The sequence below is a fragment of the Rhodopirellula islandica genome, assembly GCF_001027925.1.
GTDB classification, from domain to species: Bacteria; Planctomycetota; Planctomycetia; order Pirellulales; family Pirellulaceae; genus Rhodopirellula; species Rhodopirellula islandica.
On record NZ_LECT01000016.1, the window covers coordinates 136,401 to 152,939 of the forward strand.

Consider the following 16,539-nt stretch of genomic DNA (forward strand, 5'->3'; position numbering starts at 1 on the left):
CTCGTGGCCTCGTCCACTACGATCAACCCTCACTTTTAGCTGTGACAGACCACCAGAGCAGAATGACATCTCATTCGTCTGCCTCGCCGTGTTGATGCTATCATCCCCATGGCGAGATCCATGAACCTTCCTTTCAGACGGTGATTCCGCACGCATGTGAGCCAGCCATCTCCGAGCTTGACACTGGCGCCATCAACTCTCCAACCAGTCCTCGACGTAGACCTGTTTGATCCACAGCATGCTGACCGCGAACATTGGCGTGGCAAACACGATTCCCCAGAATCCAAAGACCAACCCGCCGACGATCTGCGCCAAGATCACCATTGCTGGCGGAAGTTCGACTTGGTGTTCTTGAACCATCGGCGTGATCAGGTAGCTTTCAATCGTCTGGATCACCAGATAGAGAACCAGCACGCTGATCAAGGCCGTTGTTCCCTCCTGGGATGCCAACAACAACGCAGGCACCACTGCCGCGATCCCGCCAATGTTCGGGATGAACGTCACCAAACCAGCGAACACCCCCAATTCCAAGGGCATCGGAACGCCGATCACAGCCAATCCGATTCCGAACACGATTCCCACCAGCGCCATCGCAATCAAACGACCGATCATCCACCGCCACAACGTTGTCGAAGAATCGGAGAGCAAATCAGAAGTCTTGTCACGCCACCCCGTTGGCAACAGCCGAATCGCACCAACGCGGTACTTGTCGGGACTGATTGCGAAGTAGATGGACAGGATCAACAGAATCAGGAAGTCCGCCATTCCACCGAACGCGGACGTGAAGAAATTCTTGGCCAATCCAATCGACTTGCCTGACGAAGGCATCATCGAACTGAGCTTCGCATCGTCCTTCAAATGATCTTCCACCAACGGTTGCGTCTTGAACGACTCAAAGGATTCTTGAACTGAACTTTCGATTCGGTCCTTGAACTGAGTGGCTTTGTCCACCGCCGAATTGGCGAACGAATACAACATGACACAGGACAGCAATGCAACCGCTGAGATCACCCATCCGACCCGTGCTGTATGAGACAGCGATGCTGGTACCAAGCGTCCCAGAACCGTGGCCAGTTGGTTCAGCACCACCGCAATCAGAATCGCCCCGAAGATCAACGGCACCAAATTCCGAGCAACGTAGAACAATGCCGCAACCGCCACGACGAGCAGCGTGATGCCGCTGGCAATCAGAACGCGTCGTGCAAAACCAGTGTCATCCATCAGGAATCGCTTTCGTCTGTTTGAGAGGAGTGAAACTTGTCCGACTCGCCAGTTTGAATGGATGGTTCAGGCGACTGAAAACCAAGCTGTTCCGGGTTTTTAAAGGTCAGTGTCCGATACGGGAATGGAATTTCAATTCCGGCTCCATCCAGTTCTCGCTTGATCGCCGCAACCACCTCGTCGCGACTGCGACGGATATCCAAGGGCTTGGATCCGGCCCACCAGGCAACCTCAAAGTTGATGCTGGAGTCCGCGAATTCTTTTGCAAAGACCTCGACAGTCCGCTTGCCTTGGACACTCTCGCAAGACTGAACCGCTTGCTTGATCACATCGCGAGATTGATCGACGTCTTCGTCGTAGGCGACCCCACAGATGATTCTCACTCGACGCTGTGGCTGACTGGTTAGCACGTCCACATTGTTTTTGAACAGCGTCGCATTGGGAACGACGGCCAACTCACCATCCAGCTTGCGGATCAAAGTGTTGCGAATCGTGATTTGCTTGACCTCTCCTGTCACGTCACCACAGGTGATGAAGTCACCTCGGTCAAACGGGTAGCCCCACAAAATCAAAATCCCGGCGAAGAAGTTTTCGAAGATATCCTTGAATGCAAAACCGATCGCGACGGAACCCAGCCCCAGCACGGTCAAGGCCTTGGAGGGTGTCATCCCGGGAAAAGCAACAACGGTTGCGATCAGCAACCCCACAATCCAGATTGCAATCAACGTCAATTGATTGATCAAGTCCTTGAGACTGGTTCGCATCCCGCGTTTGTCCAGCAATCGGTGAATCACCCAGCTCGCGAGCTTCGAAAGCAATGACGTGATGAGAACCACCACCAACGCCGCGACCAACAAAGGAGACCGAACCAGAAAATCGGTCCACAGCGAGTCCAGGGATTTGCTGACGACATCGCGGGTTGATTCCAAATTCACCGCACTGTCAATCGCCAACTCGTTGATCACCGCGACCACGTCTTCCGTTTTCCGAGCCACGTTCTCGGCCCACTGCCGGTGTTCGTCCGTGTCAGCCTTCCCTCGGATCGTGACAATGCCGCTTTGCAACTGGACCTCCACATCGGTCAGCCAGCCAGCGTTTTGGGCGGAGTCAAAAATCTCCGTCAGTCGATCACGAATCGCATCGTCGTCGACAATGTTCTGCACGGCGACGGTTTCCGCGGGAGCATTGGTTTCCACCGTGGGTTCCGTCTCGTTTGCGTCTTGCCCCTCCGCGTGATTCAGGCTCACGAAGAGGCACACACAGAACGCTGTCCAGACCGACCACCGACGCCCGCGACTGAATTGTGAATCAGTTTTCATCTTGCCAGGCCTGTTCGAGAGTACGGATGGGTTCTTCGATCAACTGGTTGAGCGTCTTGCAGTCTGAGATCTGAATCACGCGTTCCAGGGACGCAATGAAATACTGCGAAACATTTCGATCACCACGAACATAGGGAACCAACTGCCAAATCATTGACTGAACGAAATCCGCCCGCGTGACCTCCGTCGTGATGATTCGCAGCTCCTCGTTCTCATCCATGCGGTAGCGTGTCGGCAGCTTTCGCTGTGACAGCTGAATCAATCCATCCGACAACCAGTCGATGCACTGCATGGCAGTGAAGGGGTCATTCACGCCCGGCGACAGCGCCCGGGTCGCGACTTCCACAAATTCGTTGAGGATGAAAAACACATCCTGAGTCGGCGTGCGTGAATAGCCAATCGCGAAGCCGCGTCGAATCTGACGTGCGTCGTCGTCGCTCCAGCCCGTGATTCGGGTGACCTCAGCAATGACTTCACTGCGGCAGACAAAATCTCCCGGACGCTTGACCAATCGCACCACCGCTTGCTGTTCCTTCGCAAACCGAATCAGTTGCTCGTCGTCGATCCCTTGCAGGTACCCCGCCCCCTCCGACGTCACCACATGCAGAAAATCATTGGAAAGACTCGGGACATCCTGCTCTTCCTCCAAGGCTTGTCCCATCGTCTCAGGATACAACTCGTCAAATTTGTTCGACATGTCGATCGATAGCCGACGCAGCACGGTCGAAATGTGAATGCTGTCAGGCACATGGTGAATGAAGTAGATCAGCTCACCGACACTGGCGATGGTCAGCACCAAACTGAGAAACAACGAAAGCTGTGGAACAAAGGCCTCCACCGTCAAGTCCCAACTCTCAGGAACCGACCCGCCGCGCACGACCCGCAACACCAGCAAGCAATACAGAAACGTCGCGACGAATGTCCCCAACGTGATTTGGTTGCCGCGATCTCGCATGAAGTTGTCCAGCAATCGCGGACCAAAGTGCGATGTTGCATGCGACACCGCGAGAATCGTCAACGAAAATGTGACGCCGGCGACCGTGATCATCGATCCTGCGACCGTCGCCAACAACGCCCGAGCCCCGTCGGGTTGATTCATCGACGTGAACCAATAGTCCTGCAACCAGGTGTACCCGAGGGTACGGTCAAGCCAGATCGTCAACTGGGAAAGCACGATCGCTGAAAAGACCATCAACGAGGGAATGAACCAGTAGCTTCCTTTGATTCGGTAAATGAGCTGTTGCAAGGTAGCCTTCATGCGATCAAGTTCGCCTCACCCTCGACGGTTTCGTCGTCCTCGGTCGCTCGCAGCACTTCGCCTTGCTCTGGGCCCAAGTCTCCTTCGCCAACCGACGTGGTGGGTTCGGTGACTGACGGAGACCTCTGCGGCAGTGCAGGTGGCGTGGTAGGCAACTGATCCACCATCTGCACGGGCACACCTCGAGGGAAAACCAATTCGCGAGCTTCATCGGGCATGCTGATTCCTGCTTCCGTGAGTTTCTGTTTCACCAGTCGGATGACACTGCTGCTGACCTTCAGAGGCGAATGCGTCGTTTGGTCGAACCAGTAGTAGACACGCAAATTGACGGTCGCTGACCCCAGCGATTCAACAATCGCAATGGCCGCCGGATCATCCACCACGCCAACGTGATCCTTCAAGACCGACATCACGATCTCCTGAGCTTCCACGATTGAATCTTCAAATCCTATCCCCACGGTGAAATCCTGGCGGCTCAGCGGGGTCGCGGTGTAATTGATGATCTTCCCTTTGAAGACCGTGCTGTTGGGCATCTGAATCTGGTTGCCTTCCAGGGTGTTTAAAACCGTCCCGCGCGTCGTGACCTTGCGAACAAAGCCCTTGGCCCCTTCCACTTCAATCAGATCACCGACCCGGAATGGATGATTGAGCGAGAGCAGGATGCTGGCCAAGTAGTTTTCGGCGATGTCTCGAAAAGCAAATCCCAAAGCCAATCCAACCAAACCGGTGCCGCCCAAAACCGTGACCGCCAATCGGGTCAGCCCCGAAACCCGAAGAGCGACGTAGGTGCCGATGATGAAGATCAGCACCGCAACCACGTTCCCGGCAACTTGACGCAACAGCGAACTTTCAATCCGCGAACGAGTGAACCAACGTGTCAATCCAGCTCCAACTCGGGCCAGGAAATAGGACACGATTGAAACTGCGATCGCAACCAGCACGAGCGGCAACACTCCGGTCGCCTCGCGGCCGAGTTGCTTGAGGGATGCTATCGCGGGAGCAAAATTCCAAAGAGGCAACTCAGCGACTTTGAGCCGATTGACAACCGCAACCACGTCAGACGTTTTGATTGCCGTCGACTCGGCCCATTCTCGATGACTCTTTGTGTCCGATGTGCCGCTGAGAAACGCGACACCACGATCGACCTTCACCTCCGGTTTGTCGAACCAGCCGGTCGCCTCCATGATCTCCTGCAACCGTGACTCGATTCGCTGATCACTGTTGACGGGATCGACCTGCACTTCGTCGGCGACCTGCACTGCCTTCTTCGTCGATTCCGTTTCACTGCCAGTCACTTCCGCGGCCACATCGTCGGCGGTTGGAGTTTCGTCTTGTGAAAGGGCATGCTCTCCACACACGGCCAAGCCGAGCACCAACACAAGCAGCGCCCTGCACGAAACATTCATCAACCGAATCATAAAGCCACACCGGGTGCAGGGAAGAAACAAAATTGGCACGGGGGCCTGGAAGAAGCGTACCAGCAAGAAGGGCACAGAAGGATCGGACGCCCCAGGGCTCGGATTCGAGCCTGGGCATCATGGTGCCTGCAGAGGAAATCCTGGCAGCCGACCTAAAAGTCGACGCGGTTGTTCTTGCTATCGAAGCGGGCTTCGTAGTCGATCTGAACCAGATAGTCTTTCAGTGCGACCACTTCACGGATATCCAGCTCGTCTTTGATCGAATCAACCGCTTCTTCCATGCGTTTGACCATTCGGTGAACCTTGATGAAATCGAACTCTCGGTATTCAGTCTCCGGCTGATATCGTTTTGCCAAGGTCTTTTCGATTGGACGGCGGTACGGTTCCAACACGGGACTGTCCAGCGGTTCGGGCCAGAAAATTTCGCCGGTTTCTCGCTTGATTTGATTCTCATTCAAACGATCAGGCTTCTGAGAGTTCGCGATCTTCATTCGATCGGACGCTGACAAGCGATCCTTCTCAAGTTGCTCCTCTCGCAACTCCTTGAGGTCATAGTAGAGCTCGACAGACTCTTTCCTGTTCTCGAGTTGTTTCGCGATGGCCTCTTGAAATCGCTTCGCCGAAAGCGAACGCAGGACGGCTCCACGCCCCAACCCTTCGGCTAAATCGCCTCGAGATTCCAGCACGTCGCCTGCGACGGTGGATGCACCATCGTTGTCAAACAAACCGTCGTCCGCGTGAGTGATCGTGATCGCGAATAGCACCGTCAGTGCTGTGACTGCGATCGCGACGGCGGCGTGTCGGGAGTGGGTTGAATGTGTCATCGTTGGTCCCCATCGTTGAGTGCTTGCGAAGTGTTTGGTTTGAGAGGATCTACGCAAACACCGTTCCAATTGGCGTTGGCCTGAAATTCGCTACTCAATTGGCACCTCCCTTCTCACTTGCGAATCAACGCAAAAAAAAGGGAAACCATGACGTCCGTCAACAATCTGAAATCCATTCGAGGGTACAACTCCCACCAACTTCAGCCTCGCCTTTCCAAAGTCACCCATGCCTGATGCCTGTCCGACAGACGCGGACGATTCCACCCCTTCCGCGAGACGCATTGATTCCATTGAGCCCTTTGATCCACATCCCCTTTGCCGTGGAGGCTGGCTGCAAACACTCTCGGTCAAATGGTTGAATCCACAGCTCGATTTGCAATCTCGACCGGATGCCATCGCCATCTCAGTGCCCGACGATCACACGCCTCCGGACGAGATGAGTGGCTACTACTTTCCAGCCACGCAGAACTCTGGAAGCAAACCACTGGTGACGATATTTCATGGGATGGGCGGCCACGCGCTCAGCCGGTACATGCGTTCGCTTGGGCAACGGCTCAACACCAGCGGATTTGATGTCTTGCTTTGGAACCACCGCGGCGCAGGACGATCCTCCTCAAATTGCTCGCGATTTCATCACCCGGGCTTGACCGCGGACATTTGCCATCTGACCGAACACCTGAAAGCAGAACGATCAGACTGGACCAGAAACGGTCTCGCCTGCGTTGCGTTCTCTCTAGGAGCCAATGTGATGTTGAAGTACTTGGCAGAATCGGGTTCGAAGTCGAACTTCGACGCCGCGGTCAGTGTGTCCGCCCCGCTCGACATGAGCATCACTTCACGAAATCTACAAACGGGATCGAACCGCGTGTTCGATCAATACCTGCTGAACAAACAACGCGATGAACTCCTCCGAAGCTCGGCAAAGCTGACTGAGAAAGAACGAGGCACGCTCGAATCAGTCTCCTCCGTCTGGGAGCTCGATGACGAATTCACAGCGCCCCGTTTTGGGTACGAGGGAGCAGAAGCCTATTACGCAGACAACTCAGCGATCGATTCCCTGCAAAGGATCCGCACGCCGACGCTACTGTTGCATGCGAAAGACGATCCCGTTGTTGTTCCGGATGTCTTCGAAGGCATTGAATGGGAAAACAACGTGGCTTTGCACCCCATACTGTGCGATTCCGGTGGTCACACGGGATTCCTTGATCGGAACCGTCAGCGCTGGCATGAATCCGCGGCCATCGCATTTTTCGAATCGTTTCAGTGAGCAACCGGAACGATGATCAACAGGAACCCGCGACTTTGAGACGAGACTCACAAAAAAGTGGCTGGACCGACGTACGCCGATCCAACCACGTTGCTCTTGATGCTGCCTCCCCATTTCAGTTCAAGCCTCGTATCGTTCCATCGAAACGGGATCACATGTCTGCAGGGTTTGGGCAGCGGTGTTCAGCTTGGCCTGGTCCCCTTCAATCACGATCAGCGAAGAACCAGCGTTCAGGTTGGATTCGTAATTGGCACTCGACTTCTCATCCAATCCCCAGCGTTTGACAGACGCAAGCAGACCACCACCAACAGCTCCGGCCGCCATCCCTGCGATCGGTCCTGCGACCAAGAACGGCCCGATCATCGTTGGCGCTGCGAGCAGCGCTCCAATCGCGCCGCCCGCAAGCGTCGCTGCGCCGGTCGTCTTTTCGGGTGGTGGTGACGAAGCCCGATCACTGCTGCCGCTGCCAGACACAACGTCATGTCGCTGGTCAGCCGCAGTGATGACACTGAAGTCAGCGGCTTGATACCCATCTTTCTGAAGTGCCTCGACGGCGATCGCCAACTTTTCGCGGCTGGAATACTCGGCAACCAAGCATTGATGACTCATGACTTTTCTTTCTTTCTTTGTGGGCGGTCTAAAAACGGCTTCGGGAACGGGTGCAACCTCACAACAACACGATCAGTCTTCCCGTTCGGCTTCAAACAGCATCACTTTGCTTCCTTTCGGAGATTGAAACTCCTTCGGCCGATCGGCGCCCGGCAAGGCATAGCAAAGTTCAAACTCGTCACCCTCCTCCATTTGAATGATGCCGAGCGATTTCATCGGAGGCATTCCTTTCATCTCGGTTGTCATGTCGATCTGAACGGGCTTCTTCGTTTCGTCAACGGTGAACAAGGCTCGGTACACCTCACGCTTCTCGCGATCGTAGGTGATGATCATGTTCTTCTCGATCTTCATGATTGTCCCCTCCAATTCATCCTCGGGAATCTCTTCCCCCTGATTCACGCCCTCTTCCACGTCCCAAACGCCTGCCAAGCGTTTGAGCAGCGGCTGCGTGTGTTCGTCACCCTGAGCTGGAACGATGGAGGCGAAGACGAGACAAGGCAAAACGGCGAACATCGAATAGCGTGACATAGCAATGGTCCTTCGCGGAAGCAGATATATGGTTGAGACCCGCCGAGGACAGGCGAGTTGCCCTCGTCACCCCCGGTGAGCCAACGCTGCGGAAAGCGGAGCGTTCTGAACCTGACAACGAACGCAATCGCCATACCACCTGGATTCGACAGGCTCACGTATTTCCTCACCGAAACGCTGACGCCTCAATTGGTCGGCAAATCGGAGGGCCTGCCTCGTTGCACTGGACGACAACCGACCAAGGTGCTCGGGGAAGCACCGGCAACGCCTCGCCACCCCACTCGAATGTGCGCCCTGGTTGAAATCAAGTCGTGAGTTCTCGAACCAAGACAAAGGGTTTTGATCAACGCCCGCTATACCCAAAACGTCATCTCAACCGAGGACTTGAAAATCCGAACAGGTTTTGGCCCACGAAATGCGTTTCTCATCCCACGCCATCTCAGACGAGATTGCAAGCAAGACAAAACACATTCAAAAAGGAGTTCAACTCATGGTTAATCGTCAAGAACTGCAGGGTCACTGGAACGAAGTCAAAGGTCGCCTGAAAGAGAACTGGGGCCAATTGACCGAGGACGACCTGCAACAAGCACGCGGCTCAGCCGAGCAACTTGTCGGCGTAGTGCAGCAAAAAACGGGTGCCACTCAGAACGAGATCGAGAAGTTTCTCGACAGCGTGCTGAATCGCAACTTCGGTGACCAGGCCTCCGAAACCGTCCAGCAGTACAGTGAGGCAGCCCAAGCCGCCGCCGCGGATGCCGCCGCCTACGCTCGCCAGAATTACCAGCGTCTGGCCTCCCAGTCCGGCGAGTACGGGGCCAAGTTGGCCGACACCGTGCGAACCCGTCCAGGCGAATCACTCGCGATCGCATTTGGATTGGGAATCGCCGCTGGCGCACTGTTGTTCTTCGGAAACAAGAAGTGATCATGGCGACCACGTTAGCAACCAAGAAGCAGTCCGCGGCGATCAAGCAGCGAATGGCTGAGATCCGAACGGAACTTCCTTATGAGGTCGACGACGCTCGCGTTCGTGTGCGCCAATTGACGGATTGGAAGTACCACATGTCTCGACACCCTCTGCCAATCTTGGCAGGTGTCGCGGCCCTCGGGTTCTTGATCGTGCCCAATCGACGCAGACCGGACCGGATCATCATTCGCGAAAGCTCGCGTCCTGAGCAAACGTCTCCGGAACCTGCCAAGAAAGGGCTGATGGCTGGGATTGCCGGGACCGTGATGACTCTCGCGATTCGGCAGGCCAGCACCGTGGCAGCTCATCAAATCAATCGCATCCTGACCAACCGAACGTCCACATGATTGCTCCCGCACATTCTCGTCCACCCAGACGCATCGAGTTCGACGACGCTCTTCCGGAGTCACTCGGGCTCGATGCGGATGGCAAGACACCCAGCAAACTGAAGTTCATCAACCAATCCGTTGCCAAGTACCCAACCGCCTCGCTTGTCGCGGCGGGCGTCTTTGGCGTGGCTCTTGGTTGGATCGTTAAACGCCGACCCGTGTGATCGACATGCCAAACAATGCCAGCATTCAAAAAGTCCTCCGGGATGTGCTTGACCTCTGCGAACTGCAACTGCAGTTGATGTCGGTCGATGCTCAGGCTGCGAAACGCAAACTGACCACCGCGGCAATCTTTGCACTCATCGCGCTCGCACTCGCGGGATCCGCGTTGACCGTGTCCCTGGTTGGCTTGGGATTCCTACTCGACGAGATGACGGAATTGTCGACGGGTGGCGCCTTGCTGACGCTCGCCGTCGTGACCTTTGCCGTTGTGGGCAGCTTCCTGTTCATCGCTGCGAAGGCAATCCAGGCCGCGACCGATGCAATGTCCGAAACCAAGTCGGAGTTGGCTGAAAACGTTCGTTGGCTCAAGGCCACGATGCTTTCGCCGTCCACTTCCGCACGAAATCAGCTGCGTCGAGAGTCCTTTCAAACGCATCGTGAGCCGCCTCACTATCACTCACCCGAACCTGTCACTCCACTTCCTCAAAGGTAATTGTCATGAACGAAGCAACCACACCACAGACCCAAACCGGTTCTTCCTCGAACACCGCGAATATGAACGGCATGTCGGACCAAGCACGTGATGCGGCCGATCGTGTTGCACATGGCGCGATGGACTTCAGCCGCGACGCGGCTCAACACTACGTCAAGGAGCCGGCACAAGACTTGTTCGCGCTGGCGAAGGCTTACGCGAAGGACCATCCCGACGTGGCTGCTTGCTGGGCATTCGGCTTGGGCGTCATGGTCGGCTGGAAACTCAAGCCGTAAGCGTGGCCCCGCCCCGCGGGCGAATTCCCTTCCGCGTTCCAACCGATGGCACGCTTCAAAATTCTTTCCGAGCAACCGCATCTGGTTGCTCGTTCACCAAGGACATCTCCCATGCACGAACAACTTGAACAGCTCAAGGAACGGACCACAGATCTGTTTGCAGACGAACCCGATGGCCGCAACCAAGGCATTGGGCAGACTGAAAATGCCATCGCTTTCGCAGCAGCGATCGGCTGCACCTTTCTGGTTCGACAAGCGTTGCAAGTGGGATGGCGTGCTGCCTTGAAGCGAGATCCACCGAAAAACCCAGCTTCCCATGAGGTTCAGTGGCGAGAGGCATTGATGTGGGGCGCGGTGTCGGGCGCCATCGTCGGTGCTGCCCGGATTGCTTCCCGCCGGGCATCCTCCTCGGCCTATCGCTCAATGCGATCCGTCTCATGATGATCGAACAGAGTCTGCTTGACCGCTTGCAAGCCCTGTCGCGTTCCCACGCCATGAAAATGCGAGAGGTGCGCCGCTACCTCCATCGACATCCGGAACTCTCTGGCCAGGAGTATCGCTCGACTGACTTCCTCGCCGAGATCGTCACCGATCTGGGACTCCATCCCAAGCTCGCCGACGACAACCGTGGTTTGTACGTCGACATCGGGGAAGAACTGCAACTCGGACGAACCGCCATCCGCGCCGACATTGATGCGCTGCCGATTCAGTCGCTGGTCCAACAGGAATACGCCAGCGACACCGAGCAAGTCATGCATGCCTGCGGGCATGACGCTCACTCTGCGATCGCCTATGGCGTCGCTGCGATCCTCGCGGAACTCGCTCGCGATGGCTTTCCTGTTAACTCCCGCGTGATCTTTCAACCGGAAGAAGAAACCAGCCGCGGCGGGCTTCACATGATTCGGTCGGGCGCCCTCCAAGGAGTGAGATCGGCAATTGCACTGCACGTGGACCCCACGCGTCCTGTCGGCACCATCGGAATTCGCGAGGGAGCCTTCACGGCGGGATGTGATCTGTTCACGGTGGAGATGACCGGCCCCGGTGGCCACGGCGCAAGGCCTCATTTGACCGGCGACTTGGTCGGGGCGGCTTCCCAATGGGTGACGGATATCTACCGTCGTGTTCCCCGCGCGATCGACGCACGCGATGCGGTTGTGATCAACGTTGGCAGCTTTCACACCGGAAATGCACCCAACGTCGTCCCTTCCAACGCCTCGCTCAGCGGCACCCTTCGCACGCTCTCATCCGAAAGCGCCGAGCGCGCAAAAGAAATGATGGCAGAGATTTCGCGAGCGATTGCATCGATTCATTCCTGCCGAATTGACTTGAACTTCGGGCAACACACACCGCCTGTTATCAACGACGTCACCGTCGCTCGGCGACTTCGAAAAGCGGGCGAGGAGATTCTGGGCGAAGCAAACGTACGTGAAATCACGCAACCCAGCATGGGTGCCGAGGACTTTGCGTTCATGGCACAGCAGGTCCCCGCCGCCATGTTCCGACTCGGCGTTGCGGGCATGGACCTGGGCAGCGAACCGCTTCACACACCCAAGTTCGACATTGACGAATCCGCGTTGCCGATCGGCGCCAGCGTCCTGGCTCTGGCTGCGTTCCAAGACACGGCAGATTCCGATTCGTCATTCAACGAATTTCCAAATTTGAATTCGCCTCGCTTTCAGTGACTCAGTCCGGCGCTGTCGCGCACGGAATCACTGTCGTCCTCCCCTGACTTCGTTCCTGTCCCGTCCGGTATCCAATCGGCGGTCCACTGTTTGATTGGAGATCCCTCATGTCGTACACCATCCCGACCATCGGCGTCGAAGAAGAATACCAACTGGTCGACCCTCAAAACGGCGAATTGATCCCGAACTGCAAGGAGGTGATGCAGACGATTCGTCGCAATCGTGGCTCCCAGGAGGTCGGATCAGAAATCCAACATGAACTGCATCTGAATCAAATCGAGATGGCTTCCGATGTTTGCAGCAGCCTGGAAGAGGTTCGAAATGCCCTCCATCAAACGCGTCACCTGTTGATCGAAGCCGCCCGATCAAACGAGACCGAGCTTGCCGCAGCCGGCACGAATCCGCTGGCAGTGCCCGAAGATGAGGCCCTGACACCCAAGGACCGATACCTGGCGATGACAGATCGATACCAACAGATCGCTCGCGAATTGTTCATCTTCGGCTGTCACGTGCATGTCGCGATGGAAGACCGAGAACTCGGGATTCAAGTCATGAACCGTTGCCGGCGTTGGCTCCCAATCCTGCAAGCGATCACCGCCAACTCGCCATTCTGGAACGGAGTGGACACGGGCTACGCGAGCTACCGCCGTGAACTGTGGGCTCAATGGCCGATGGCCGGGCCGCCCCCACAGTTCGAGTCACTCGCTGACTATTCAAGGTGCGTTGATGACTTGGTGGCATGCGGCGCGATCCGAGACGAAAGCTTTCTCTACTGGGACATCCGATTGCCAACTCGTGTGCCAACCATTGAGTTTCGAGCGGCGGACGTCATGACCCATGTGGAGGAAACGGTCGGGTACGTGGGGATTGTCCGCGCCATCGTGATGCTAGCGATCTCGGAAGCAGAGCATCAACGCCCCATCGCGGCGATCCATCCTTCTGTCCTTTCCTATTCCATTTGGCACGCCGCCCGGTATGGAATGAGTGATCAGTTGATCGATCCGGCGTCCTGCGAAAAGATCCCCGCCGCCGACCTGCTCGCGCGTCTGATGGCAGCTCTTCAACCAGCTCTGCTTGCCACCGGCGAAGCCCGCCCGGTGGAAGCCTTCGTCAACCAATTGCTCGCGACGGGGACTGGCGCGGACCGCCAACGCCGTGGCGGAAATTTGAGCAACGTGGTCGCTCAGGTGGTCGCCGAAACAGTCCCCACGGCCATGGCCACTTGAATGTTGGCCCGAAAATTGCTCGGCCATCAACCAAACTGATCGACAAACGATTCTTCAAACGATAATCTCTCACACTGGGTGATCTCCTATGGCAGCAGGCACCGCTCTTCAAGCCCCTCACAATGAGACGGGGGCCCAATCCGCTCCTCGCTCAAAGTGGTCAAAATCCATGCCCAGCCTTCTTGTCATCGACGATGACCGAACCATCTTGGCGCTCGCCGAGAGAGCGTTGGCTCCCATCGCGGACGTGTCGGTCGCCGCCGATGCCGCAACCGGACTGAACCAAATCCGGGAGGGCAATTTCGATGCGGTGCTTCTGGACATTCAGCTCCCTGACCAAAATGGCCTCGCCGTTTACTGTGAAATTCGCGAGCACGATCGACGCATCCCCGTGATCTTCATGACGGTGGAAGCGGCCAGCAAAACCGCGATCGAAGCGATGCAACTGGGGGCGTTCGACTACATCGCCAAGCCGCTCAACGTCGAGTCGCTTCGTGACCTGGTTGAGAAGGCGATCGAACAGCGGCAAATTAGCAGTGTCCCAGTCGCGATCTCTGCCGATGACGAGGGCGGAGACCAATCCGCCGAACTGTTCATCGGTCGCTCACCGGTCATGCTGGACGTTTTCAAGGCAGTCGGAAAGGTCGCCAAGCAGGACGTTCCCATTCTCGTGCGAGGCGAGAGCGGGACGGGCAAGGAGTTGGTTGCTCGGGCATTGTTTCAATACAGCCATCGCAGCGACGAAACCTTTCTCGCGGTGAACTGCGCTGCACTCCCAGACAATTTGCTCGAGAGCGAACTGTTCGGCCACGAAAAAGGAGCCTTCACCGGCGCCGAATCGCGGCGGATCGGTAAGTTTGAACAGTGCAACGGCGGAACCCTGTTTCTCGACGAAATCGGAGACATGGCACCGTCGGTTCAAGCCAAGGTTCTTCGCGTGCTGCAGGAACAACGCTTTGAACGCGTCGGTGGCAATAAAGAGCTGACCACCAACGTCCGCATCATTGCCGCTACAAACCGACCACTCGAACAGATGGTGGTGGACGGAGACTATCGAGAGGACCTGCTGTATCGTCTCAACGGGGTCACCATCGAACTGCCGCCACTGAGGGATCGCCTGAGTGACGTGCCCGCGTTGATTCGATTCTTCCTGGCGCAAGCCAAGATAGAATTCAACAAACCTGACCTGGAAGGCCTGTCCCCCGAAGCGGTTGACTTGCTGACAGTTTACGAGTGGCCCGGAAACGTTCGCCAACTTCGCGCCGTCATCCGTCGCTGTGTTCTCGACACAGTGATGCCTGTGATCACACCGGACACCCTGCCGGACGCGATTGCTGGTCCCAGACCAAACGGAAACAAACCCGATGCAAAGTCGGCTGAAACACTCGAAAACCAAGCCCCCGGCAGTCAGCTTCCACAACTGGTGAAGCGACTGTTGAAGGAGAAGTCGACGAATGTGTATGGTGAAGCGATGGAGTACATGGAACGTTTCGTCATCCTGCAGGTCCTGCAAGCGACCGACGGCAATCAAAGCCAGGCCGCTGAAATTCTAGGAATCACCCGTGGGAAACTTCGAGACCGAATCAATTCGTACAACATCGTTCTGAAGAGCGACATCGCGGTTGAGTCCTGAGTTCGTCAATCATTCTTTGCCTCATTGCCGGTGTCCGGCCGAACATTCCATGCGTTGCTTGTTGATGCACCGCTTGAATGGATACGAATTCAGTTGACACCCACCTCCATTCCATCCCTGTGAAAGGCACTCGTGCCCGATCAGACATCCCCCTCAACCCTCCTATGAACGAAGCCCAACGCGAACGTTTTGCTGCTGCTCTTCAGCGAGTTGCCGGCGACGAAGACATGCTCGTGATGCTCGCCAACATTGCTGCCGAAGACGGGCCTCCGATGCTGAAACAGGTTCACGAATCCGTCGACAATGGCGACTGGAACGAGGCCGCTCGAACGGGACATGCGCTCAAGGGACTGCTGAGCACCTTTGAAGCTGGTTCACCAGTCGATCAACTGCAGCCATTCATTGATGCTGCCAGAAGCGAAGACGCCGCCGCTGCCCAGCGTACCCACGCATCGGTGGAACCCAAGCTCGAGCAGCTGATGGTGGAAATTGAGACGCTTGCTCGCGGCGTTGAGTGACGACCGCTCAAAGCCCACCAGGGAAATGGCAAAACAAGCTTTTGACACAAAAAGCTGACGCCGCCTGCGATGCGGTCCTGCGTTCAGGACAAGGATGTGCGGGGTGGCATCGCCGTCCCTGCTGGTGACTCCTCATCCGACGACGCTTGCATTCGGCTGACATCGTCATAAACGGACTGAATCTTCCCAACCACCGCGTCCAGTTCGCCACCACGATGAATCGTGATTTCCGGCCGCTGCTCCTTCGCCCTGTCCTTCAACACGACTGACAGCGGTGGGCTGTTTCGAGAATGCCGCTTCCAACCGCTGGTCGACAAATTCTGGCAGAGCGATTCGACGCGGGCATGATTCAGTGTTTGGCTTGGCTCCAGTGCATCGCAGCACAGCGTCGCCAACTCAGACAGCATTGCCTCAAGTTCAGGTGAAAGTTTCATCTTGGTCTCCGGGAAGGTTGAGTAGTGTCACACCATCGGGAATCGCGAGCCTCAACTGGAGGCCCACATGATCATCGCAACCACGCCTGATACCACCGCGAGAACAGCCAAGTAGCTGAGTGCAACGAACAAGAAGGGTGCCCCGGGTGATTCCTCACCGAGTGGACGCTCGTTATCAGTAACAGCCTTCTTTGTTTCTTCGAGAATGCCAGTTTCATTGGCCATGATGAAGTTCCTTCGTTTGAGTGCGCCCCAGCGAAGTGACGGGGCCAACAGGCTGAAGAGAAAGCAACGGCCGTGCCACTCAGCGCCGCTTTGC

20 protein-coding genes are annotated in these 16,539 nt (G+C 56.4%); 11 read left to right on the forward strand and 9 right to left on the reverse strand.

Features of this window, described 5'->3' with window-relative positions; translation table 11 throughout:
- Nucleotides 1-192 precede the first annotated feature (192 nt).
- The 5 genes from RISK_RS07555 to RISK_RS07575 all read right to left on the reverse strand — a co-directional run bounded on the left by RISK_RS07555 (nucleotide 193) and on the right by RISK_RS07575 (nucleotide 6,040).
- Nucleotides 193-1,221, reverse strand: coding sequence for an AI-2E family transporter (locus tag RISK_RS07555; protein ID WP_047813662.1), 1,029 nt, complete (start codon nucleotides 1,219-1,221; stop codon nucleotides 193-195).
- A complete protein-coding gene (locus RISK_RS07560) occupies nucleotides 1,221-2,540 on the reverse strand; it encodes a mechanosensitive ion channel family protein (protein WP_047813663.1) in 1,320 nt (439 codons plus the stop codon). The genes RISK_RS07555 and RISK_RS07560 overlap by 1 nt, the downstream gene beginning before the upstream one ends.
- Entirely contained in the window at nucleotides 2,530-3,786 is a 1,257-nt protein-coding gene (locus RISK_RS07565) for a DUF2254 domain-containing protein (protein WP_236696124.1), read from the reverse strand. Before RISK_RS07565 ends, RISK_RS07560 begins: the two co-directional genes overlap by 11 nt.
- An 8-nt stretch (nucleotides 3,787-3,794) precedes the next feature.
- On the reverse strand, nucleotides 3,795-5,204 hold the full coding sequence (locus tag RISK_RS07570) for a mechanosensitive ion channel family protein (protein WP_236696125.1): 1,410 nt from the start codon (nucleotides 5,202-5,204) through the stop codon (nucleotides 3,795-3,797).
- Nucleotides 5,205-5,368: 164 nt separating this feature from the next.
- Complete coding sequence (locus RISK_RS07575; protein ID WP_047813666.1) at nucleotides 5,369-6,040, reverse strand: hypothetical protein; 672 nt, start codon at nucleotides 6,038-6,040, stop codon at nucleotides 5,369-5,371.
- Between the two features lie 226 nt (nucleotides 6,041-6,266).
- Between RISK_RS07575 and RISK_RS07580 the strand changes: the two genes are divergently transcribed.
- Nucleotides 6,267-7,307 carry a YheT family hydrolase gene (locus RISK_RS07580; protein ID WP_047813667.1) on the forward strand — a complete coding sequence of 347 codons (1,041 nt, stop codon included), beginning with the start codon at nucleotides 6,267-6,269 and terminating at the stop codon, nucleotides 7,305-7,307.
- A gap of 120 nt (nucleotides 7,308-7,427) precedes the next feature.
- Here the strand turns inward: RISK_RS07580 and RISK_RS07585 are convergent, their stop codons facing one another.
- A complete protein-coding gene (locus tag RISK_RS07585) occupies nucleotides 7,428-7,916 on the reverse strand; it encodes a hypothetical protein (protein ID WP_047813668.1) in 489 nt (162 codons plus the stop codon).
- Nucleotides 7,917-7,988: 72 nt separating this feature from the next.
- Nucleotides 7,989-8,444 (reverse strand): TIGR03067 domain-containing protein, encoded by a 456-nt coding sequence (locus RISK_RS07590; protein ID WP_047813669.1) that lies wholly within the window; start codon nucleotides 8,442-8,444, stop codon nucleotides 7,989-7,991.
- 490 nt (nucleotides 8,445-8,934) lie between these two features.
- Between RISK_RS07590 and RISK_RS07595 the strand changes: the two genes are divergently transcribed.
- The 10 genes from RISK_RS07595 to RISK_RS07640 all read left to right on the forward strand — a co-directional run bounded on the left by RISK_RS07595 (nucleotide 8,935) and on the right by RISK_RS07640 (nucleotide 15,786).
- On the forward strand, nucleotides 8,935-9,366 hold the full coding sequence (locus tag RISK_RS07595) for a CsbD family protein (protein ID WP_047813823.1): 432 nt from the start codon (nucleotides 8,935-8,937) through the stop codon (nucleotides 9,364-9,366).
- A 2-nt stretch (nucleotides 9,367-9,368) separates the two neighbouring features.
- Complete coding sequence (locus RISK_RS07600; protein ID WP_047813670.1) at nucleotides 9,369-9,755, forward strand: hypothetical protein; 387 nt, start codon at nucleotides 9,369-9,371, stop codon at nucleotides 9,753-9,755.
- On the forward strand, nucleotides 9,752-9,961 hold the full coding sequence (locus RISK_RS07605) for a hypothetical protein (RefSeq protein WP_047813671.1): 210 nt from the start codon (nucleotides 9,752-9,754) through the stop codon (nucleotides 9,959-9,961). Before RISK_RS07600 ends, RISK_RS07605 begins: the two co-directional genes overlap by 4 nt.
- 5 nt (nucleotides 9,962-9,966) lie before the next feature.
- On the forward strand, nucleotides 9,967-10,452 hold the full coding sequence (locus RISK_RS07610) for a phage holin family protein (RefSeq protein WP_047813824.1): 486 nt from the start codon (nucleotides 9,967-9,969) through the stop codon (nucleotides 10,450-10,452).
- 5 nt (nucleotides 10,453-10,457) lie between these two features.
- Entirely contained in the window at nucleotides 10,458-10,727 is a 270-nt protein-coding gene (locus RISK_RS07615; RefSeq protein WP_047813672.1) for a hypothetical protein, read from the forward strand.
- Between the two features lie 111 nt (nucleotides 10,728-10,838).
- A complete protein-coding gene (locus tag RISK_RS07620; protein ID WP_047813825.1) occupies nucleotides 10,839-11,168 on the forward strand; it encodes a DUF4235 domain-containing protein in 330 nt (109 codons plus the stop codon).
- Complete coding sequence (locus RISK_RS07625; protein ID WP_083434837.1) at nucleotides 11,165-12,409, forward strand: M20 family metallopeptidase; 1,245 nt, start codon at nucleotides 11,165-11,167, stop codon at nucleotides 12,407-12,409. Before RISK_RS07620 ends, RISK_RS07625 begins: the two co-directional genes overlap by 4 nt.
- A gap of 107 nt (nucleotides 12,410-12,516) precedes the next feature.
- Nucleotides 12,517-13,635 (forward strand): glutamate--cysteine ligase 2, encoded by a 1,119-nt coding sequence (locus tag RISK_RS07630; RefSeq protein WP_047813673.1) that lies wholly within the window; start codon nucleotides 12,517-12,519, stop codon nucleotides 13,633-13,635.
- A 169-nt stretch (nucleotides 13,636-13,804) separates the two neighbouring features.
- Nucleotides 13,805-15,268 (forward strand): sigma-54-dependent transcriptional regulator, encoded by a 1,464-nt coding sequence (locus RISK_RS07635; protein ID WP_047813827.1) that lies wholly within the window; start codon nucleotides 13,805-13,807, stop codon nucleotides 15,266-15,268.
- A gap of 164 nt (nucleotides 15,269-15,432) precedes the next feature.
- Complete coding sequence (locus RISK_RS07640; protein ID WP_047813674.1) at nucleotides 15,433-15,786, forward strand: Hpt domain-containing protein; 354 nt, start codon at nucleotides 15,433-15,435, stop codon at nucleotides 15,784-15,786.
- A gap of 83 nt (nucleotides 15,787-15,869) precedes the next feature.
- On the opposite strand, the gene RISK_RS07645 is transcribed toward RISK_RS07640, so the two are convergent.
- Together RISK_RS07645 and RISK_RS32540 are read right to left on the reverse strand one after the other, a co-directional pair.
- Nucleotides 15,870-16,220: a hypothetical protein gene (locus RISK_RS07645; protein WP_047813675.1), complete on the reverse strand. Its 351-nt coding sequence runs from the start codon at nucleotides 16,218-16,220 to the stop codon at nucleotides 15,870-15,872.
- A gap of 51 nt (nucleotides 16,221-16,271) precedes the next feature.
- On the reverse strand, nucleotides 16,272-16,445 hold the full coding sequence (locus RISK_RS32540) for a hypothetical protein (protein ID WP_173442635.1): 174 nt from the start codon (nucleotides 16,443-16,445) through the stop codon (nucleotides 16,272-16,274).
- Between the last annotated feature and the right edge of the window lie 94 nt (nucleotides 16,446-16,539).

Coding starts and splice junctions, on each gene's coding strand:
- RISK_RS07595 (WP_047813823.1), top strand. CDS start 8,935: ATGGTTAATCGTCAAGAACTGCAGGGTCACTGGAACGAAGTCAAAGGT.
- RISK_RS07555 (WP_047813662.1), bottom strand. CDS start 1,221: ATGGATGACACTGGTTTTGCACGACGCGTTCTGATTGCCAGCGGCATC.
- RISK_RS07625 (WP_083434837.1), top strand. CDS start 11,165: ATGATGATCGAACAGAGTCTGCTTGACCGCTTGCAAGCCCTGTCGCGT.
- RISK_RS07585 (WP_047813668.1), bottom strand. CDS start 7,916: ATGAGTCATCAATGCTTGGTTGCCGAGTATTCCAGCCGCGAAAAGTTG.
- RISK_RS07620 (WP_047813825.1), top strand. CDS start 10,839: ATGCACGAACAACTTGAACAGCTCAAGGAACGGACCACAGATCTGTTT.
- RISK_RS07640 (WP_047813674.1), top strand. CDS start 15,433: ATGAACGAAGCCCAACGCGAACGTTTTGCTGCTGCTCTTCAGCGAGTT.
- RISK_RS07580 (WP_047813667.1), top strand. CDS start 6,267: ATGCCTGATGCCTGTCCGACAGACGCGGACGATTCCACCCCTTCCGCG.
- RISK_RS32540 (WP_173442635.1), bottom strand. CDS start 16,445: ATGGCCAATGAAACTGGCATTCTCGAAGAAACAAAGAAGGCTGTTACT.
- RISK_RS07570 (WP_236696125.1), bottom strand. CDS start 5,204: ATGAATGTTTCGTGCAGGGCGCTGCTTGTGTTGGTGCTCGGCTTGGCC.
- RISK_RS07560 (WP_047813663.1), bottom strand. CDS start 2,540: ATGAAAACTGATTCACAATTCAGTCGCGGGCGTCGGTGGTCGGTCTGG.
- RISK_RS07590 (WP_047813669.1), bottom strand. CDS start 8,444: ATGTCACGCTATTCGATGTTCGCCGTTTTGCCTTGTCTCGTCTTCGCC.
- RISK_RS07600 (WP_047813670.1), top strand. CDS start 9,369: ATGGCGACCACGTTAGCAACCAAGAAGCAGTCCGCGGCGATCAAGCAG.
- RISK_RS07605 (WP_047813671.1), top strand. CDS start 9,752: ATGATTGCTCCCGCACATTCTCGTCCACCCAGACGCATCGAGTTCGAC.
- RISK_RS07575 (WP_047813666.1), bottom strand. CDS start 6,040: ATGACACATTCAACCCACTCCCGACACGCCGCCGTCGCGATCGCAGTC.
- RISK_RS07645 (WP_047813675.1), bottom strand. CDS start 16,220: ATGAAACTTTCACCTGAACTTGAGGCAATGCTGTCTGAGTTGGCGACG.
- RISK_RS07610 (WP_047813824.1), top strand. CDS start 9,967: ATGCCAAACAATGCCAGCATTCAAAAAGTCCTCCGGGATGTGCTTGAC.
- RISK_RS07615 (WP_047813672.1), top strand. CDS start 10,458: ATGAACGAAGCAACCACACCACAGACCCAAACCGGTTCTTCCTCGAAC.
- RISK_RS07635 (WP_047813827.1), top strand. CDS start 13,805: ATGCCCAGCCTTCTTGTCATCGACGATGACCGAACCATCTTGGCGCTC.
- RISK_RS07630 (WP_047813673.1), top strand. CDS start 12,517: ATGTCGTACACCATCCCGACCATCGGCGTCGAAGAAGAATACCAACTG.